Annotated in this window: 16 protein-coding genes; 8 read left to right on the forward strand and 8 right to left on the reverse strand. The window is 69.9% G+C overall.

Annotated features, from left to right (window positions below):
* Nucleotides 1–17: 17 nt before the first annotated feature.
* Complete coding sequence (locus QK288_RS06855; RefSeq protein WP_281267060.1) at nt 18–884, reverse strand: hypothetical protein; 867 nt, start codon at nt 882–884, stop codon at nt 18–20.
* A gap of 103 nt (nt 885–987) precedes the next feature.
* Here QK288_RS06855 and QK288_RS06860 point away from each other — a divergent pair, with 103 nt between their 5' ends.
* The 6 genes from QK288_RS06860 to QK288_RS06885 all read left to right on the forward strand — a co-directional run bounded on the left by QK288_RS06860 (nt 988) and on the right by QK288_RS06885 (nt 7,254).
* The gene (locus tag QK288_RS06860) at nt 988–2,031 is read left to right on the forward strand and encodes a LacI family DNA-binding transcriptional regulator (RefSeq protein WP_281267061.1); all 1,044 of its coding nucleotides are present in this window, start codon (nt 988–990) and stop codon (nt 2,029–2,031) included.
* A gap of 94 nt (nt 2,032–2,125) precedes the next feature.
* Nucleotides 2,126–3,388, forward strand: a complete 1,263-nt coding sequence (locus tag QK288_RS06865) for an ABC transporter substrate-binding protein (protein WP_281267062.1) — start codon at nt 2,126–2,128, stop codon at nt 3,386–3,388.
* A gap of 125 nt (nt 3,389–3,513) precedes the next feature.
* Complete coding sequence (locus QK288_RS06870; protein WP_281267063.1) at nt 3,514–4,347, forward strand: sugar ABC transporter permease; 834 nt, start codon at nt 3,514–3,516, stop codon at nt 4,345–4,347.
* Nucleotides 4,337–5,197, forward strand: a complete 861-nt coding sequence (locus QK288_RS06875; RefSeq protein ID WP_281267064.1) for a carbohydrate ABC transporter permease — start codon at nt 4,337–4,339, stop codon at nt 5,195–5,197. The genes QK288_RS06870 and QK288_RS06875 overlap by 11 nt, the downstream gene beginning before the upstream one ends.
* Nucleotides 5,194–6,507: a family 1 glycosylhydrolase gene (locus tag QK288_RS06880; RefSeq protein ID WP_281267065.1), complete on the forward strand. Its 1,314-nt coding sequence runs from the start codon at nt 5,194–5,196 to the stop codon at nt 6,505–6,507. The genes QK288_RS06875 and QK288_RS06880 overlap by 4 nt, the downstream gene beginning before the upstream one ends.
* Nucleotides 6,508–6,591: 84 nt before the next feature.
* Nucleotides 6,592–7,254, forward strand: coding sequence for a peroxiredoxin-like family protein (locus QK288_RS06885; RefSeq protein ID WP_281267066.1), 663 nt, complete (start codon nt 6,592–6,594; stop codon nt 7,252–7,254).
* Nucleotides 7,255–7,282: 28 nt separating this feature from the next.
* Here the strand turns inward: QK288_RS06885 and QK288_RS06890 are convergent, their stop codons facing one another.
* Nucleotides 7,283–8,704 carry a GAF domain-containing serine/threonine-protein kinase gene (locus QK288_RS06890; protein WP_281267067.1) on the reverse strand — a complete coding sequence of 474 codons (1,422 nt, stop codon included), beginning with the start codon at nt 8,702–8,704 and terminating at the stop codon, nt 7,283–7,285.
* A 120-nt stretch (nt 8,705–8,824) separates the two neighbouring features.
* On the opposite strand from QK288_RS06890, the gene QK288_RS06895 reads away from it, so the two are divergent.
* Both QK288_RS06895 and QK288_RS06900 read left to right on the forward strand, forming a co-directional pair.
* Nucleotides 8,825–9,202, forward strand: a complete 378-nt coding sequence (locus QK288_RS06895; RefSeq protein ID WP_281267068.1) for a hypothetical protein — start codon at nt 8,825–8,827, stop codon at nt 9,200–9,202.
* 96 nt (nt 9,203–9,298) lie between these two features.
* Entirely contained in the window at nt 9,299–10,060 is a 762-nt protein-coding gene (locus QK288_RS06900) for a hypothetical protein (RefSeq protein WP_281267069.1), read from the forward strand.
* Here QK288_RS06900 and QK288_RS06905 read toward each other — a convergent pair.
* The 6 genes from QK288_RS06905 to xylA all read right to left on the reverse strand — a co-directional run bounded on the left by QK288_RS06905 (nt 9,962) and on the right by xylA (nt 16,004).
* Nucleotides 9,962–11,155 carry an MFS transporter gene (locus QK288_RS06905; RefSeq protein ID WP_281267070.1) on the reverse strand — a complete coding sequence of 398 codons (1,194 nt, stop codon included), beginning with the start codon at nt 11,153–11,155 and terminating at the stop codon, nt 9,962–9,964. The genes QK288_RS06900 and QK288_RS06905 overlap by 99 nt on opposite strands.
* Nucleotides 11,152–12,132, reverse strand: a complete 981-nt coding sequence (locus tag QK288_RS06910; RefSeq protein ID WP_281267071.1) for a hypothetical protein — start codon at nt 12,130–12,132, stop codon at nt 11,152–11,154. Before QK288_RS06910 ends, QK288_RS06905 begins: the two co-directional genes overlap by 4 nt.
* Before the next feature lie 12 nt (nt 12,133–12,144).
* Nucleotides 12,145–12,387 (reverse strand): hypothetical protein, encoded by a 243-nt coding sequence (locus tag QK288_RS06915; protein ID WP_281267072.1) that lies wholly within the window; start codon nt 12,385–12,387, stop codon nt 12,145–12,147.
* A 144-nt stretch (nt 12,388–12,531) separates the two neighbouring features.
* The gene (locus QK288_RS06920; protein ID WP_281267073.1) at nt 12,532–13,254 is read right to left on the reverse strand and encodes a VIT1/CCC1 transporter family protein; all 723 of its coding nucleotides are present in this window, start codon (nt 13,252–13,254) and stop codon (nt 12,532–12,534) included.
* A gap of 87 nt (nt 13,255–13,341) precedes the next feature.
* Complete coding sequence (gene xylB / locus QK288_RS06925) at nt 13,342–14,817, reverse strand: xylulokinase (protein ID WP_281267074.1); 1,476 nt, start codon at nt 14,815–14,817, stop codon at nt 13,342–13,344.
* Nucleotides 14,814–16,004, reverse strand: coding sequence for a xylose isomerase (gene xylA / locus QK288_RS06930; protein WP_281267075.1), 1,191 nt, complete (start codon nt 16,002–16,004; stop codon nt 14,814–14,816). The genes xylB and xylA overlap by 4 nt, the downstream gene beginning before the upstream one ends.
* Nucleotides 16,005–16,069 lie beyond the last annotated feature (65 nt).

Below are 16,069 nucleotides of genomic sequence, written 5' to 3' on the forward strand. Positions count from 1 at the left end.
CGGGCGTCGTTGCCCATTCACCTGTGGTTGATGGTGTCGCCAGCCCAGGAGAGGTCGTCATCGGCCCTGACCTCGAACGCTTCGAACCGATCGTCAGCGACGACGTCGGCGACCAGGGTGCGGGTGCCCGCGACGATGGTGGCGTCCCAGTCGATCTCGGTGGCGAGGACCCAGGTGTGGTCCTCGGGCCACAGCATCTGGGGTGTGCGTCCCGACGCCGGGTAGGTGTCGATGCTGGTGTTCTCCAACCAGTCGGGATCCGCGAACAGATCGAGCGTGACCGACATCAAGTGGAAGTCGCGACCAGGCCACTCGAACAGCGGCTGGCGGGACAGTGCGCTCGCGATGGCCGCACGGCGGAGTCCTTCGTCGAGAGCCTGTTGCTGGAGTGCCCTGATCTCCTCAGCGGTCGGCTCGCCGATCGTGAACGACGCCGAGGCGGACCCGCCGTTGAGGTCTCCCCACCCATCCCAGACGGCTGCGAGGAGGTCGCTCGGTGTCGTCGTGGCGGGTCGAAGGTGTTCGGTCAGGGCGGCGAGCAGGACCGGATCGAGTTGTCCTTCCTCGGGAGGGTGAACAGTCCAACCGTCGGCGGTCTCGAACCCGCGAGGGGGTTCGTGGCCCGACAGGCGTGTCCACTGCACGAGTGGGTGGATGCGTCGGCCGATGCGGGCAGCGACGTCCGCCCAGCGCCAGGAGTATTCCTCGACGATCGGCGGTGGGGTCCGTCCATCGGCGGCGGGGCCCTCCCGGTACGCCTGCACCGGATGCAGGATCCGTGCGTAGGCCTCGAACCCGGTGCCGGCAACGCCGCCGGCGGTCGCCCAGGCGCCCGCGCGAGGCCGCAACCAGTCACCGCGGCTCACGTCAGGGACCAGCGGCATGGACGCCACAGTATCGATCTGGGACTTGCTTCATCGATTAAGCACGTGCATGATGTGCGTAGTTAATCGATAAAGCGCGTGGTTCCCGAAGGAGGCGACCCCCATGCCGAAGTCCGTCACCCTCAAGGACGTGGCCGCCAAGGTCGGCGTCACGTCCGCCGCCGCGAGCATGGCGCTCGCCGGACACGAGCGCATCAGCGAGCGCACCCGCGCCGCCGTCAAGCAGGCCGCCGACGAACTCGGCTACGTCCCGAGCTCCGCCGGCCGGGCACTGCGCAGCCAGCGAGCAGACGCCGTCGCGCTCATCGTCCCGAACTCCTCGGCCCACGTGTTCGGCCACCTCTACTTCATGCACGTGCTGACCGGGATGTCGACCGCGGCGAACGCCCACGACGCCCAGGTCATCGTGTCCACGAACGCCGACACCGGCTCCGGCGACGTGGCGTACGAGCGGGTCATGCGATCCCGGACGGCCGACGGCGCGATCGTCACGAGTGCGGCGATCGACGACGACCACGTGCAGACCCTCGTTGCATCGGGCCTCCCGGCCGTTCTGATCGGCAACTACCCGCACCTGGCCGACGCGGTCACGGTGGGCATCGACGACGTCAGTGCGACGGAGCGCCTGGTCGACCACCTCGTCGAGGTGCACGGACGCCGCCGTCTGCTGCACGTCACGGGCACGCTCGACCACCAGACCGGACTCGACCGTCGCGCCGGGTTCCTGGCGGCTGCCGAGCGGCACGGCATCGACGACGTGACGGTGATCGAAGGGGATCTCTCCGAGACCTCCGGTGCGGCGGCGATGGAGCAGATGCTCGCGAGCGGCGCCCGTCCGGACGGCATCGTCTTCGCGAACGACGACATGGCGGTCGGTGGCCTGCACACGCTGCGCCGTGCCGGGATCGACGTCCCCGGCGACGTCTCGGTCGTCGGCTTCGACGACTTCGGGCTCGCGCGGGTCACCACCCCCGGCATCACGACCGTGCGCGTCCCCGCCGAGGAGATGGCACGCATCGCGACCGAGCGGCTCTTCGACCTGGTCGACCGCCGCGCGGGGACGCCGACCCGGACAGAACTGCCCGTCGAGCTCGTCATCCGCGCGTCCTGCGGATGCGACCAGGACGCCGAGCGCGTCCGCACCTGACCAGCACCACCGACCCGCAAGCAGCACCACCCCCACCCCGCACCACCCCCACAACCCAGCACCACGCAGCAGCAACGCAAAGGAGCGTTCCCCGATGCAGCACACACGCACCACCCTCGCCATCGGTGCCCTCGCCACCGTGGCGGCCCTCACCCTCACCGGGTGCTCCGCAGGCGGCAACGCCAGCACGTCCGGACCGGTCACCCTCAAGGTCTGGACCGGCTTCACCGGCGGCGATCGCCCCGGCTACGCCACCATCGTCAAGGACTTCGAGAAGGCCCACCCCGACGTCAAGGTCGACATGACCGTGCAGCCGTGGGACACCATCCAGCAGAAGCTCCCGTCCGCCTGGCTCACCGGGCAGGGCCCCGACGTCGCGGCGGTCAGCTCCGATCCGAACGCCGTCGCGCAGTACGTCAAGACGAACTCGGTGCTGCCGATCACCGAGACCGGCAGCGGCGACAGCAAGATCAACACGTCCGAGTTCGCCCCCGGCACCGTCAAGGAGTTCACCTACGACGGCAAGCTCTACGGCGTCCCGGCCAACTTCGCCACGCTGAGCCTGTACTACAACAAGAAGCTCTTCGCGGACGCCGGCATCAGTGACCCGCCGACGACCGTGCAGGAGATGGCCACCGACGCCCAGAAGCTCACCACCGGCGGCAAGTACGGCATCGCGCTCGCCGACAACCAGACGATCCAGATGTGGCCGGTGCTGCAGTGGCTCGAGGGCGGCGACATCGTCAACACGAAGAACTGCAGTGTGGTCCAGACGAACGCCGGGCAGCAGTCCCTGAAGACCTGGGCGGACCTGGTCGCGAACGACAAGGTGAGCCCGGTCGGGCTGACCGGCGCCGAGGCAGACTCGCTCTTCTCGGCTGGCAAGGCCGCGATGGAGATCAACGGTCCGTGGGCGGCCCCCGGCTACGAGTCGGCCGGGATCGACCTCGGCATCGTGAAGGTCCCGGTGGGCGTCGACGGCAAGTCGACCACGCTCGGCTCGATCGCCCCGCTGTCGATCTCCGCGAAGACGAAGTACCCGAAGCAGGCGCAGGAGTTCCTGGCGTACTGGACGTCGAAGACCGCCCAGCAGAAGTTCTCGCTGCAGACCGGGTTCCCGCCGCTGCGCACCGATCTGTCCGACGACGCCAAGCTGAAGGCCGACCCCACGGTGAGCGTCTTCGCCAGCCAGGTGCCCGACTCGCGCCTGTACCTGCCGCACGTGCCGGACGCCACCAAGGTCGACTCCGACGGCTACGTCCCGATGATCGGCAAGATCACCCGAGGCACCTCCGTCACCGACGCGACGAAGGAGGCCGCGCAGACGATCGACGGCCTCACCGGCTGCAGCAAGTGACCAGCCAACTCACCGGGTCGGCCCCGGCACGCGGCGCGCGTGCCGGGGCCGCCACTCCCGGAACCGGACGGGAGGCTCGCCCCACCCGCCGTCGAGCGCGGCGGTTCCAGCCCGCTTGGCTCTTCATGGCCCCCTCCCTGGTCATCCTGGGCGCGTTCGTCGTCTTCCCGATCCTGCGGTCGCTCTGGTATTCGTTCTTCGACTGGACGGTCGGCGCGACCTCGCAACGGTTCGTCGGGTTCGGGAACTACACGAAGCTGTTCCAGGACCCGCAGTTCTGGAACGCCCTGCGGATCACGCTCGAGTACACGATCGTCTCGGTCGTGCTGCTCGTCGTCCTCGGGTTCGTCGCCGCGCTGCTCCTGCAGGAGGACACCCTGGCGAACCGGATCGTCCGGAGCGTCTTCTTCTTCCCGACGATCGTGTCGCTCGTCACGATCGGTCTGGTCTGGAAGTTCCTGCTCGACCCCGACATCGGGCTCGTCGGCGGCATCACCGCGATGCTCGGGCTGCCGAGCGTCGCCTGGCTGCAGTCCACCTCGCTCGCCCTGCCGACGATCATCTTCGTGTCGGTCTGGAAGAGCATCGGCTTCGCGATGATCCTGTTCGTCGCCGGACTCAAGGGGGTGCCGGCGGAACGGTACGAGGCCGCAGAGCTCGACGGCGCGAACCGTTGGCAGACCGTCTGGCGGATCACCCTGCCGAGCATCCGCCCGACCATGCTCTTCACGTCGATGATCCTGACGATCCAGTCGTTCCAGGTGTTCGACCTGGTGTACGTGATGACCGGCGGTGGACCGGTCTTCCACACCGACACGCTCGTGAACCTGCTCTACCGCGACGGGTTCGTCAACTACCAGACCGGCTACGCGTCGGCGATCTCCTGGGTCCTCTTCGTGATCATCATGCTCATCTCGCTCCTGCAGCTGCGCCTCTTCCGGTACGACGATGTCGACTGAGGCCGGCGTCCGCCGGTCCCTGCGACGCACCGGCCTCGCATGCACCGGGTCCCTCGTGAAGTGGGTGTACCTCGGCATCGGACTCGTGTTCGCGCTCGTGCCGTTCATCTGGATGGTCAGCGGGTCGTTCCGCTCCGAGGCCGACCTGTTCGGTCACCCCGCCAGCCTGTTCCCGACCAGCATCACCCTGCACGGCTACACCGGCGTCTGGCAGCAGCTGCCGTTCCTCCGGCTCCTGCTCAACTCGTTCGTCTTCACGGTCGTGACCACTGTGCTGACGCTGCTGTTCGACTCGATGTGTGCGTACGCCTTGGCCCGGATGCGGTTCGTCGGCCGGAACGTGGCGTTCGTGCTCGTCATCGCGACGCTCATGGTGCCGTTCCAGGTGACCCTGATCCCGGTGTTCGTGGAGCTGTTCCACCTCGGGTGGCTCAACACGTACCAGGGCCTCATCATCCCGCGGGCCACCAGTGCGTTCGGCATCTTCCTGTTCCGGCAGTTCTTCGTCGACATCCCGACCGAGCTCGACGAGGCCGCCCGCATCGACGGCGCTGGACACTGGCGGATCTACTGGCAGGTCGTCCTGCCGCTCGCGAAGCCCGCCATCGCGACCGTCGCCGTGCTGAACGGGATGGCGCTGTGGAACGACCTGCTCTGGCCACTCGTCGTGACGACCTCGAACGACATGCTGACGCTCCCGGCCGGGCTGACGCTGTTCGGGGGAGCGCACGTGACCGACCACGCGGTGCTGCTCGCCGGCGCCGTGATCTCGCTGCTGCCCATCGCCCTCGGGTTCTTCTTCGCGCAGAAGTTCTTCGTGGCGGGTGTCGCGACGACGGGGTTGAAGTGACCCTCGGGGCATTCGCGCCGGGGACCTTCACCTTCGTCGCCGGCATCGAGGACACCTGCGTGTACCCACCGGCGCGGTTCGACATGCTGCCGCTCGACGAGCACGAGCTGACCGGGCACGACGATGCCTGGCGGAGCGACCTGGACGTCGTCGCATCGCTCGGCGCGACGGCGCTCCGCTACGGGGTCGACTGGCCGCGCGTCCACCTCGCACCAGGGGTCTTCGACTGGGCGGTGCTCGACGAGCGACTGTCGTACGCCGCGTCCCTCGGGCTCACCGTGATCGCCGACCTGGTGCACTACGGCACGCCGACCTGGCTCGAAGACTCGTTCGCCGATCCGGCGTACCCGGCCGCGGTCGCCTCCTTCGCGGGGGCGTTCGCCGCCAGGTACGCCGGGGTCGTCGACCACATGACCCCGCTCAACGAGCCGATCACGACCGCTTCGTTCGCGGGGCTCCGCGGGGTGTGGCCACCGGCGCTCACCGGGTGGGACGGATGGACCCGGGTCGTGCTCGGCATCGCGACGGGGTTCCAACAGACGGTCGCCGCGGTCCGGTCCGCGAACCCGGACGCCGTCATCGTGCACGTCGAGGCATCGTCGCTCTACACGACGGACTCCTCGGCGCTCGCCGACGAGGCCGATCTGCTCGAGGCGATCGGCTGGATCCCGACCGACCTCGTCACGGGCCGGGTGACGCCTGACCACCCGTCCCACGACTGGCTCGTCGAGCACGGCGCATCCAGGGCAGCCCTCGCCGAGCTCGTCGACGGCGCCGTCACGATCGACCTCCTCGGCGTGAACTACTACCCGGACCTCTCGCCGCGGCGACTCGTCGACGGGCCGGACGGCACCGTGCAGCAGGCGTACGACCGCTGGTCCGACGGCCTCGTCGAGTCGCTGACCCGGTTCGCTGATCGGTACGGCCTGCCGATGATCGTCACCGAGACCTCGATCGAGGGAGACGACGCGGTCCGCGAATCCTGGGTCCGCGACTCGATCGCCGCGGTCCGGACGCTCGCGGCCGCAGGTGTCGACGTCCGCGGATGGACGTGGTGGCCGGTGTTCGACTTCGTGGACTGGTCGTACGCATCGGGCGGTCGGAACGTCGAGGAGTTCGCCGTCGCACCGGAGCTGGTCGCCGACCGGATCGCCGCCGGGGCGAAGACCCCGTACCTGCGGCGGATGGGGCTCGTCCGGCTCGACGAGCAACCGGACGGGTCGCTCGCGCGGGTCCCGACCGGTGCTGCCGACGTCTACCGGGAGCTCGCCGCCGTCCGCGACACCGCGCCCGTGGATGACGCTCGATGACGCCGGGCGGTCACCATCCGGAGAGGGATGCTTATGCTCCGTGGAACGGCCGCGTCGGCCGCGCCTGAACCCGGAGGTCCCGAGATGCCAGCACCGTCCATCGCAGCGCAGGTCGACACGTTCAACGAGGGGTTCACCGAGCAGATCGGGCCGGAGCTCTCAGCGGTGTTCGACGGTGAGCAGGAGGATCTGCGAACTGCCGGGGTGCCGGAGACGGCCATCGGCGAGGGCGATGTCTTCCCGGACGCCGAGCTCCTGACGGCGACCGGAGACGCGCAGGGCCTCCGGGACGCGCGTGGGGACGGCGTGAGCGTCCTCGTGTTCTACCGGGGCGCGTGGTGCCCCTACTGCAACCTGACGCTCCGGACCTACCAGCAGGAGCTGCTGCCGGCCCTGCGCGAGCGCGGAGTCTCCCTGGTCGCGATCTCGCCGCAGACGCCGGAGGCGTCCGAGCAGGCGGTCGCGAACGGCGAGCTCGAGTTCGCCGTGCTGTCCGACGTCGGCAACGCGCTCGCCGAACGCATCGGGATCGTCACCGAGCCGAGTGCCGACGCGCGGCGGGCGCACACCGCGCTCGGGTTCGACGTCGCGGACAGCAATGCCGACGCGACCGCTCGGATCCCGTTCCCGTCCGTGTTCGTCCTCGACGCCGACGGAGTGGTGCGGTTCGCCGACGTCAAGGTCGACTACACCACGAGGACCGAGGTCGCCACGATCCTCGACGCCGTCGAGCGCGCGACGAGGTAGTCGCGACGCACCGGTCGGAGCGTGCTGGTCAGGCCTGGGCGACCGGTCCATCCGGTGCGGGTGGACCGGGCACGAGCGGGAGCGCGTCGCTGGTGGAGCGGAGGGACTCCTGTCGGAGTTCGAGCTGCGCGACCGCCAGCGCCGCGAGGTCCCGCAGGTTCGCGAGGTCGGCCTCGGTCGCGGTCCTGGCCCGCGTGTCGAGCACCGCGAGGGTCCCGATCGGGGCTCCGTCGTGCCGCAGCAACGGGACGCTGACGTAGAAGCGGATACCGAGGGGGCCGGTGACGAGCGGGCTGTCGCGCATCTCCGGGTGGGTCGAGCCGTCGGGGATCACCACCGGGACCGCGACCGGGGCGAACCCGTTCCGGAAGCTGATGTGCTGGGCGGCGTCGTCCACGCCGTCCGCGATGTACGACTGCGACCACTCCCGGTCCTCGTCGAGCGCCTCGACCAGCGCGATCGGTGCGTCGAAGAGTCGGGCGGCCATGGCGGTGGTGCGCCGGAGGGCTTCCTCCGGCAGGACGTCGAGCGTCGTCGGACGGCCGCTCTCGGCGGGTCGAGGCGGCACGGGTGTCGTCGGCTCGACCACGCGGTCGGCGCTCGAGGAGTCGGCGATCACGACGTCCCGGAGCGACGCCACGAGCGCAGCCCCCGTCGGCCGCGATGCGGGATCCCGCGCGGTCATCGCGGAGAGGAGTCCGCTCCAGTGTGCCGGCAGGGGATCAGGGACCACCGGGTCACGGGACAGCCGGGCGACCGCCGACTCGACGAGCGACCCGGGGAACTCCCGCCGTCGTGTGAAGCACTGGAGCAGGACCAGTCCGAGGGAGTACACGTCGCTCGCGGGTCCGACGTCGGACCCGCTCGCCTGCTCCGGGCTGAGGTAGGCGGCCGTCCCGGTGGTCACGCCGTCGGCCGTCAGCCGTTCGACCCCCTCGGCGAGGGCGATCCCGAAGTCGGTCAGGCTGGCCCTGGCGCGGTCCGAGCCGTTGCCGTAGTCCACGAGCAGGATGTTCGACGGCTTGATGTCGCGGTGGACGACGCCGCGTGCGTGGATGTAGTCGAGCGCTTCCGCCATGTCGAAGCCGATCTCGGCGATGTGCCGGGACGCCAGTGGCCCGACGGCCAGACGCGCCTCGAGGTCCTGTCCGGTCACGAGCGCCATCACGATGAACCGGCGGTGGCGGCCCTCGTGGTCGTCGACGACGCCTGCGTCGAGCAGGCTCACGAGGTTGTGGTGCTGCAGGGACGCCAGGACGCCCTGCTCCGTCTCCTGACGCGCGATGTCGACCGTGCCGGCGTGGAACACCTTCACCGCGACGGGGCGGTGCAGGACCTCGTCCCATGCGCGGTGGACGACGGACATGCCGCCCTGACCGATGACGGACTCCAGGCGGTACCGCCCGGCGAGGAGCGTGGCCTCCTGGCCTTGATCGTCCAGCGGGGGCATCGTTCCTCGTTCTCGTTCCGGTGATCGAGATGCATCATCCCATCCCGGAGCTCGCCGGAGCCGCCGCCTGCGCACACCGGCTGACGGCGGAACCTTCGGTCGGACGGCAGAATCGGTCCCATGCAGCCCACGCCGAAAGCCGACGTCACCGCAGCGCTCATCGCCCTCACCGGGCAGGGTGAGCACCCCATCGTCGTCAGCGCCGAGGGAGACCGCATCACCGGCACCTGGTCGACGAACCTGTCCGGGCAGCCCACCGGCGACGGCGGTGTCACCCTCCTCGGCAACGCCACCTGGAACTGGCACGTCACCCTCCTCGACGAGGGCGTCTACAAGGCGTCGATGAGCTCGAGGAACTGGCCGGACGGCGGCGGGTACTTCAGCTTCAGGTCCTCGTGGGTCGCCGCCCCGATGAAGCGGGTCCTCGCCGACCACGGCTGGCAGCGTCGGAAGAACCCGTTCGTGCGTGCGTGGGCAACGCTCACCGGCAGGCGGTGACGGCAGCGCTGCCCCACCCGGTGATCCCCGCAGTCAGAGCGCATGCGCGCCGAGCAGGGCCGGGCATGCCGACGCTGGACCTGCCAGGCTGACGGGATGGAGGACGAGCCGGCCTGGGTGCAGCGCCTGCGCGAGGGTGCGTTCCCACCGGTCCGCTGGCTGCTCGTCGCGATGGCCGCGGTGACCGTCGTCGGCGCGCTGCTGCTCTGGGCCGAGGCGCTCCACCTGCGCTGGGTCGCGGACCTCTGGGAACACACGCGACGCGTCGGCGTCGTCGTCCTCGTTCCGCTCGCCATGGTGGTCGCCGGCCCCGCGGTGTCGCTCGCCGTCTGGTGGACCGGCCAGCGAGACCGGCGTGCGATGGCCCGTGTCCGTGCCGCCGGCGACACGGTGGACCTGTACCTGCCGGTCGGCACGCCGACGATCCGCGAGCCGGACGAGCTGCCGGACCCGGCTCCCACGCTCTGGACGGTCGACGCTGCCGGGCTGCGCGGCTGGACCGGTGGTTCGGCCGGTCCGGTGCACGAGCTGCCCTGGGTGCGGATCCGCCGGATCGCTGTCGCGACCCGGCGTGCCCGCGGCAGCGACGAGGACTACGGCGTGTGGATCGACACCGATCGCGGACACGTCGTGCTCGCCCCCCGCACCGCCCTCGGACGTCCGGGGACGGCGGGCGCGGGCGCGTTGCGTGACGTCGTCGACGTACTCCGGCGGCTCTCGGAGGAGCCCGCGGCGCGGGCGCCGAAACCGTCGGGGGAGTCAGCCGTCCTGGGTCCTGCGGTCCGGGACGGCTCGTCGGGCGATGGCAGCGGCGGCGAGCGTCCCAGTCGCGACCACCGACAGGGTGACGAGCCGTGACGTGTGCAGGTACAGCGAACCGAGGGCCGCCGGCGAGACCGACGTGAGCACGAGCGAGAGCACCGAACTCGCCCCGGAGGTCCGCGCCTGCAGGCCAGCAGGGGTCCACGAGGCGAGCGTGATGGCGGCCGAGACCCCGAGCGCGGGGATGCTGAACACGCCGACGGCTAGCGCGACCATCACGACCTGCACGGTCCCCCAGATCGCCATCGCGGCCATCGCCCCGGTCAGGACCGATAGGACGAGCACAAAGAGCTGACGCGTCGTCAGGCGACGCGAGAGGACGCCGCTGGCGACGCTGCCGAGCAGCGCAGCGAGGTTCACCACGGTCTCGAGGAGACCGACGAGGCGGACGTCCGTCCCGCGGCTGATGAGGTCGATGGTGATGACAGCGCTGGCACCCGCGAGGAACATGTTGGCGATCGCGCTGACGACGACGACGGTGAGGAGCGGTCGCTGCTGCGCGATGAACGTGAAGCCGCGGAGGAGTTCCGACGGTGAGAACGACGGGCGATCGGCACCCGAGCGCGGGTACCGCAGGGCCAGCGGGATGAGCAGCACGCCACTGAGTGCCCAGCTCGCGCAGTCGACCAGGAACGGCAGCGCCGGGTCGGACGCGATGACGAGCCCGCTGACGGTTCCGGCCGCCGCAGCTGCTGCCTGCGCACGGATCGACACCACGCCGAAGAGTCTGGGGAGGTGCTCGCGCGGGGCGACGTGCACGATCGCGGTGTTCTCTCCTCGCGCGGCGGCTGCGGTCACGAGGCCGGACAGGAGTGACAACACGCACCATGTCGGCAGCGTCGTCCTCCCCGCGTCCGCGAGGATGAAAGCGGTGCCGGATGTCACGGCCCCGACGAGCGCGGCCCCGCCGATCACGAGCGGTGCCCGGACGAAGTCGGCCAATCCGCCGGCGAGATTGCCGACGAGCACGCCCACGGCGGTGCAGGTGGCTACGGCGACACCGGCGCTCGGACCACCGAGATGATGGATCGCCACGTACGAGTACGCAAGTGCGCCGACCGCTCCGGAGAAGGTCGTCAGCGCCCGGGACCACAGGACGACCCAGAGGGCCGGACGGAGGTCGGCGCTCACCAGCTCTCGACCCGGACGTCTGTTCCGACGAAATCGATGTGCGCGCCCTTGATGCCCATTCCGAAGGCGAGGTGGGCGCCGCCCCAAGCCTCGTTGATCTGGGAATTGACGGACCAGTCCGGATCGGCTCGCAGCTCCAGGGTGGACATCGCGAGCTCGATGAGCTGCCCACGAAGGGTCGGATCTGTGTATTGCAGCAATCGGTCCGTGAGATCTGTCCCGATCGCATCGCGGATACCTACGCAAGTGTTGCGTTCGATCTCGACGAGAAGGGGGAATCGCCCCGCTTCTCGAATCACGCCGACTTCTCGCCACGCGGAACTTGCCATCGGAATCGCGACCTCGGGAGCGATGACGTGGTGTGCGATCGACACTCCGTCGGCACAGAACCTCCCCGACAACGTAAAGCTGTTGACCGATGCTTGCGGGACGATGCCGACTTCCAGGAACTGCGCGATGCTGACCCACTCACCCGGAGCGATCGAGGTCGTTCCTTTCGGGGGCATCAGTTGCACGTCATCGCCCAGCTGGACAGCGATGTCCGTGCCCGCATCCGAGCTGAGTCGCAGGCCGGAGGGGGCGGTTGCAACCATGGTGACGAGATCGCGAGCGCTGTCGGCGGCTTTCGCGAAGTCGATGTGCAACAGCGCCCGCGGCAGATAGCTGATGGAGGCCGCGTCGGCGCCGAAGGATCGGAGCGGCACGACCAGAACGGCGGCCATGTCGAAGTGCTCCTTGAAGAAGCTGCTTTCGCCGCGCTCGGGAACGGAGACAGGGATCAGCACGACGTTGCCGGAAACCCCTTCACCCGACCGCAGCTCAGAGAAGTGGTGTGCAGAGACTCCGTGCGATCGAAACACCTCGACAATCTTGTCCGAATCACTCCAGAGATCGAAGACGGCATCGGGCCCGCCGAAAGCACCCGCGAGCACCCTTTGCAGGTTCGGCCTGGTGATGACGTCGGACCCGATACCCATCGTCTGACCTTCTCAGAGCGCCGCGCTACAAGGGCAGGCGAGCTCGCCCCCTTGGCATACGGACAGATCGGTATCGTGATCGGAAGGACCGCGGTCTGCAGCGTCGGCCTCCACGACATAGCTCACCGTGTACCCGAGCTCGTCCTTCGGCTCGAGCACATCGGTGCCGAAACCGGGCACATCTTTCATCCAGTCCTCGACCAAAGAGTGTTCGTGCGTACCACGGAAGGTCATCACGCGAGACTGCTGAGGCATGATCATTCTCCTTAGTGATGAGTGGTTCGCTCCGTTCGGAGTGGGCAGCATGCTCGGCCCGTTTTCAGGCAGTAGACAAGCTTGTCTCTGTGAACGTATACGAAGTTCTACTCGCTCGAAAAGAGCTTGCACTGCGCCCCGTCGTCAGAGCGCATGCGCGCCGAGCAGGGTGCCCGCGAGCCACGTCGCCGCCAGGGCCGCAGCGCCGCCGATGACGACGCGCATGGCAGCGCGACCTCGTGGTGCACCACCGAGCACCGCGCCCGTCGTGCCGGTCGCGGCGAGGGCCAGGAGCACGGCCACCACGATGACGGCGACACGCACCGACTCCGGCACGAACACCGTCGCCAGGAACGGCAGTAGGCCGCCGACGGTGAACGTGGCTGCGGAGACCCACGCAGCTCGCCAGGGGCTGACGACCTCGTCCTGCGCGGCCCGTTCCTCGGCGGCGATCCAGTTCTCTCGGACCTCCGGGCGACCGAGCTCGGCGGCGATCGACCGTGCCACGTCGTCGGACACCCCGATCGAGCGGTAGGCGGCCGCGATGTCCGAAGGCCCGACCGCGTCGGTCGCCCGACGGGCCGTACGGGCAGCCTGCCCGGTGCGTTGCGCGTCTCGTGCGCCGCTCACCGAGACGTACTCGCCGAGCGCCATCGAGACGGCACCGCCGACGAGGGCGGCTCCGCCGGCGGCGAGGACCGGGCCGACCGGTGCGCCGGCCCCGGCGACACCGACCACGACGGCGGCGACGGAGACGATGCCGTCGTTCGCCCCGAGCAGACCGGCACGCAGCCAGTTGAGCCGGGCCGCGTTCGTGGGATCCGCGGGCGACGCGGTCGGCAGTGCGGGAACGGTGGTGGTGGCCATGTCGGACAGCAAAGCACTCCGGACGGCCGACCGCTAGACAGGAAAGGCTGCCCTGACCTGGGGTTTGTCAGGGCAGCCTGTCCTCACTCAGCTGCTCGTCTGGTGATTGACGGCCGCGCGGTAGCGCTCGAGCACCTCGGGATGCGGGTCCGCGGCGACGGTCGTGGTGTCGAGCGTCCAGGACGGCAGGGTCCCGGTGAGCGCCCACGCCGCCTGCTTCGCCGCGCCGGCTGCGACGTACTCGCCCGGTTCCGGCAGGTGGACGTCGCGTCCGAACACCTGCGCGGCGATCGTGCGGACGGCCTCGTTGCGTGCGGCGCCGCCGATCAGCAGCAGCCGCTCGACGGTGACGCCGGTGGCCTCGACGGCCGCCAGTCCGTCGGCGAGTGCGCAGAGCATGCCCTCGACCGCGGCGCGGGCGAGGTGCTGCCGGTCGGTGGTCGCCGGGGTCATCCCGAGCAGGGACGCGGTGGCGTCCGGACGGTTCGGCGTGCGCTCGCCGACGAAGTACGGCACGAGGACGAGGCCGTCGGCGCCAGCCGGCGCCGCCAGCGCCAGCTCGCCGAGCTCGCCGTGGTCGACGCCGAGCAGGCCGCCGATCACCTCGAGCACGCGGGCCGCGTTGAGCGTCGTGACGATCGGGAGGCGCGCCCCCGTCGCGTCGGCGAAGCCCGCCACGGTCCCGCTCGGGTCCGCCACCGCGGTGTCGGTGACGCCGAAGACGGTCCCGCTGGTCCCGAGGGACACCGCGACGTCGCCGGGTCCGAGCCCGAGGCCGAGCGCGGCACCGGCGTTGTCACCGGTGCCCGCACCGACGACCAGGCCGCCGTGGGCGACCCCGCCACCGGGCAGCGGTACGTCGGTGTCGAGTGTGCCCATCGCCTGGTCGGCCTCGACGACCCGAGGGACGAGCACGTCGCCGCCCGACTCGCCGGCGACCCGCATCGACCGTCCGAGGGCGAGCTCGAACAGCTCCGGGTCGTACGCCGTCCGTGCCGGATCCCAGTACGCGGTGCCGCTGGCGTCGGATCCGTCGGTCGCGAGCGCGTCGAGGTCGGCGCCGAGCGGGCTCTCGTCGGCCGGACCGTAGCCGCGCAGCCGCCACGACAGCCAGTCGTGGGGGAGTGCGACCGCCGCGACGCGGCGTGCGTTGTCCGGCTCGGCGTCGCGGAGCCAGCGCAGTTTCGTGCCGGTGAACGAGGCCACCGGGACCAGACCGGTCCTGGTGACCCATGCCTCCCGTCCGAGTTCCTCGACCATCTGCGCTGCCGCGTCGGCGCTGCGGACGTCGTTCCAGAGGAGCGCGTCGCGGATGACGACGCCGTCGGCGTCGAGGACGACCATGCCGTGCTGCTGGCCGGCGACCGCGATCGCCGCCACGTCGTCGAGCCCGCCGGCGTCCGCGATCGCGGTGCCGAGGGCGTCCCACCAGTGGCGGGGGTCGACGGACGTGCCGTCCGGGTGGGACGCGCGTCCCTCCCGGACGACCGCACCGGTGACGGCGTCGCGGATCGTGACCTTGCAGGACTGCGTCGAGGAGTCGACGCCGGCGACGAGGCTCAACGAGCGCCCATCAGGTGCTCGACCGCGAGCTGCTGCAGGCGCACGAAGCCGAAGCCCTTGCCGCCGAAGTACGCGTCGGCGTCGAAGTCCTCGAACGCGGACCGGTCCGCGAGGAACGCGTCGTACGACTCGCCCTCGTCGAGCGTCGGCGTCGACAGCTCGTCGACCTTCGCCGCGGACAGCGCCGCCTGGACCTCGGGATCGGCGCGGAACGCCTGCGCACGCTCCTTGAGGAGCAGGTACATGCGCATGTTCGCGGCTGCGGAGTCCCAGACGCCCGAGATGTCCTCGGTGCGGCTCGGCTTGTAGTCGAAGTGGCGCGGGCCGTCGTACGCGACGCCGCCCTGGGGTGCGCCGTGCTCGAGCAGGTCGACGAGCGAGAACGCGTTCTGCAGGTCGCCGTGGCCGAAGACGAGGTCCTGGTCGTACTTGATGCCGCGCTGGCCGTTGAGGTCGATGTGGAAGAGCTTGCCCGAGTAGAGCGCCTGGGCGATGCCGGCGGTGAAGTTCAGACCGGCCATCTGCTCGTGGCCGACCTCGGGGTTCACGCCGAACAGCTCCGGACGCTCGAGCGTGTCGATGAACGCGATCGCGTGGCCGAGCGTCGGCAGCAGGATGTCGCCGCGGGGCTCGTTCGGCTTCGGCTCGATCGCGAAGCGGATGTCGTAGCCCTTGTCGGTGACGTACTGCGCGAGCAGGTCGACCGACTCCTTGTAGCGGGAGAGCGCGGCCTGCACGTCCTTGGCGGAGTCGTACTCGGCGCCCTCGCGACCGCCCCACATGACGAACGTCTTCGCGCCGAGCTCGGCGGCCAGGTCGACGTTCCGCAGCACCTTGCGGAGTGCGAACCGGCGGACCTGGCGGTCGTTCGAGGTGAAGCCACCGTCCTTGAACACCGGGGCGGAGAAGAGGTTCGTCGTCACCATCGGCACGACGATCCCGGTGGCCTCCAGAGCACCCTTGAGCCGATCGATCTGGGTCTGTCGTTCGGCGTCGGTCGAACCGAACGCGAACAGGTCGTCGTCGTGGAAGGTCAGGCCGTAGGCGCCGAGCTCGTCGAGCTTCTCGACCGCCTCGACCACGTCGAGCTGGGGGCGGGTGGGACCGCCGAAGGGATCGGAGCCGTTGTATCCGATGGTCCAGAGACCGAAGGAGAACTTGTCTGCGCGTGTGGGCGTGGTCGCCATGGGGGTCACCGTTCTTCGTCGAACTTCGTTGCGGAGGATCCTGGCAAAATGTTGCCGCGCCCAAC

Source organism: Curtobacterium sp. 9128, assembly GCF_900086645.1.
Classification (GTDB): domain Bacteria; phylum Actinomycetota; class Actinomycetes; order Actinomycetales; family Microbacteriaceae; genus Curtobacterium.

Coding starts and splice junctions, on each gene's coding strand:
- QK288_RS06915 (WP_281267072.1), bottom strand. CDS start 12,387: ATGCCTCAGCAGTCTCGCGTGATGACCTTCCGTGGTACGCACGAACAC.
- QK288_RS06865 (WP_281267062.1), top strand. CDS start 2,126: ATGCAGCACACACGCACCACCCTCGCCATCGGTGCCCTCGCCACCGTG.
- QK288_RS06920 (WP_281267073.1), bottom strand. CDS start 13,254: ATGGCCACCACCACCGTTCCCGCACTGCCGACCGCGTCGCCCGCGGAT.
- QK288_RS06885 (WP_281267066.1), top strand. CDS start 6,592: ATGCCAGCACCGTCCATCGCAGCGCAGGTCGACACGTTCAACGAGGGG.
- QK288_RS06860 (WP_281267061.1), top strand. CDS start 988: ATGCCGAAGTCCGTCACCCTCAAGGACGTGGCCGCCAAGGTCGGCGTC.
- QK288_RS06910 (WP_281267071.1), bottom strand. CDS start 12,132: ATGGGTATCGGGTCCGACGTCATCACCAGGCCGAACCTGCAAAGGGTG.
- QK288_RS06890 (WP_281267067.1), bottom strand. CDS start 8,704: ATGCCCCCGCTGGACGATCAAGGCCAGGAGGCCACGCTCCTCGCCGGG.
- QK288_RS06900 (WP_281267069.1), top strand. CDS start 9,299: ATGGAGGACGAGCCGGCCTGGGTGCAGCGCCTGCGCGAGGGTGCGTTC.
- QK288_RS06895 (WP_281267068.1), top strand. CDS start 8,825: ATGCAGCCCACGCCGAAAGCCGACGTCACCGCAGCGCTCATCGCCCTC.
- QK288_RS06855 (WP_281267060.1), bottom strand. CDS start 884: ATGCCGCTGGTCCCTGACGTGAGCCGCGGTGACTGGTTGCGGCCTCGC.
- QK288_RS06870 (WP_281267063.1), top strand. CDS start 3,514: ATGGCCCCCTCCCTGGTCATCCTGGGCGCGTTCGTCGTCTTCCCGATC.
- QK288_RS06875 (WP_281267064.1), top strand. CDS start 4,337: ATGTCGACTGAGGCCGGCGTCCGCCGGTCCCTGCGACGCACCGGCCTC.
- xylA (WP_281267075.1), bottom strand. CDS start 16,004: ATGGCGACCACGCCCACACGCGCAGACAAGTTCTCCTTCGGTCTCTGG.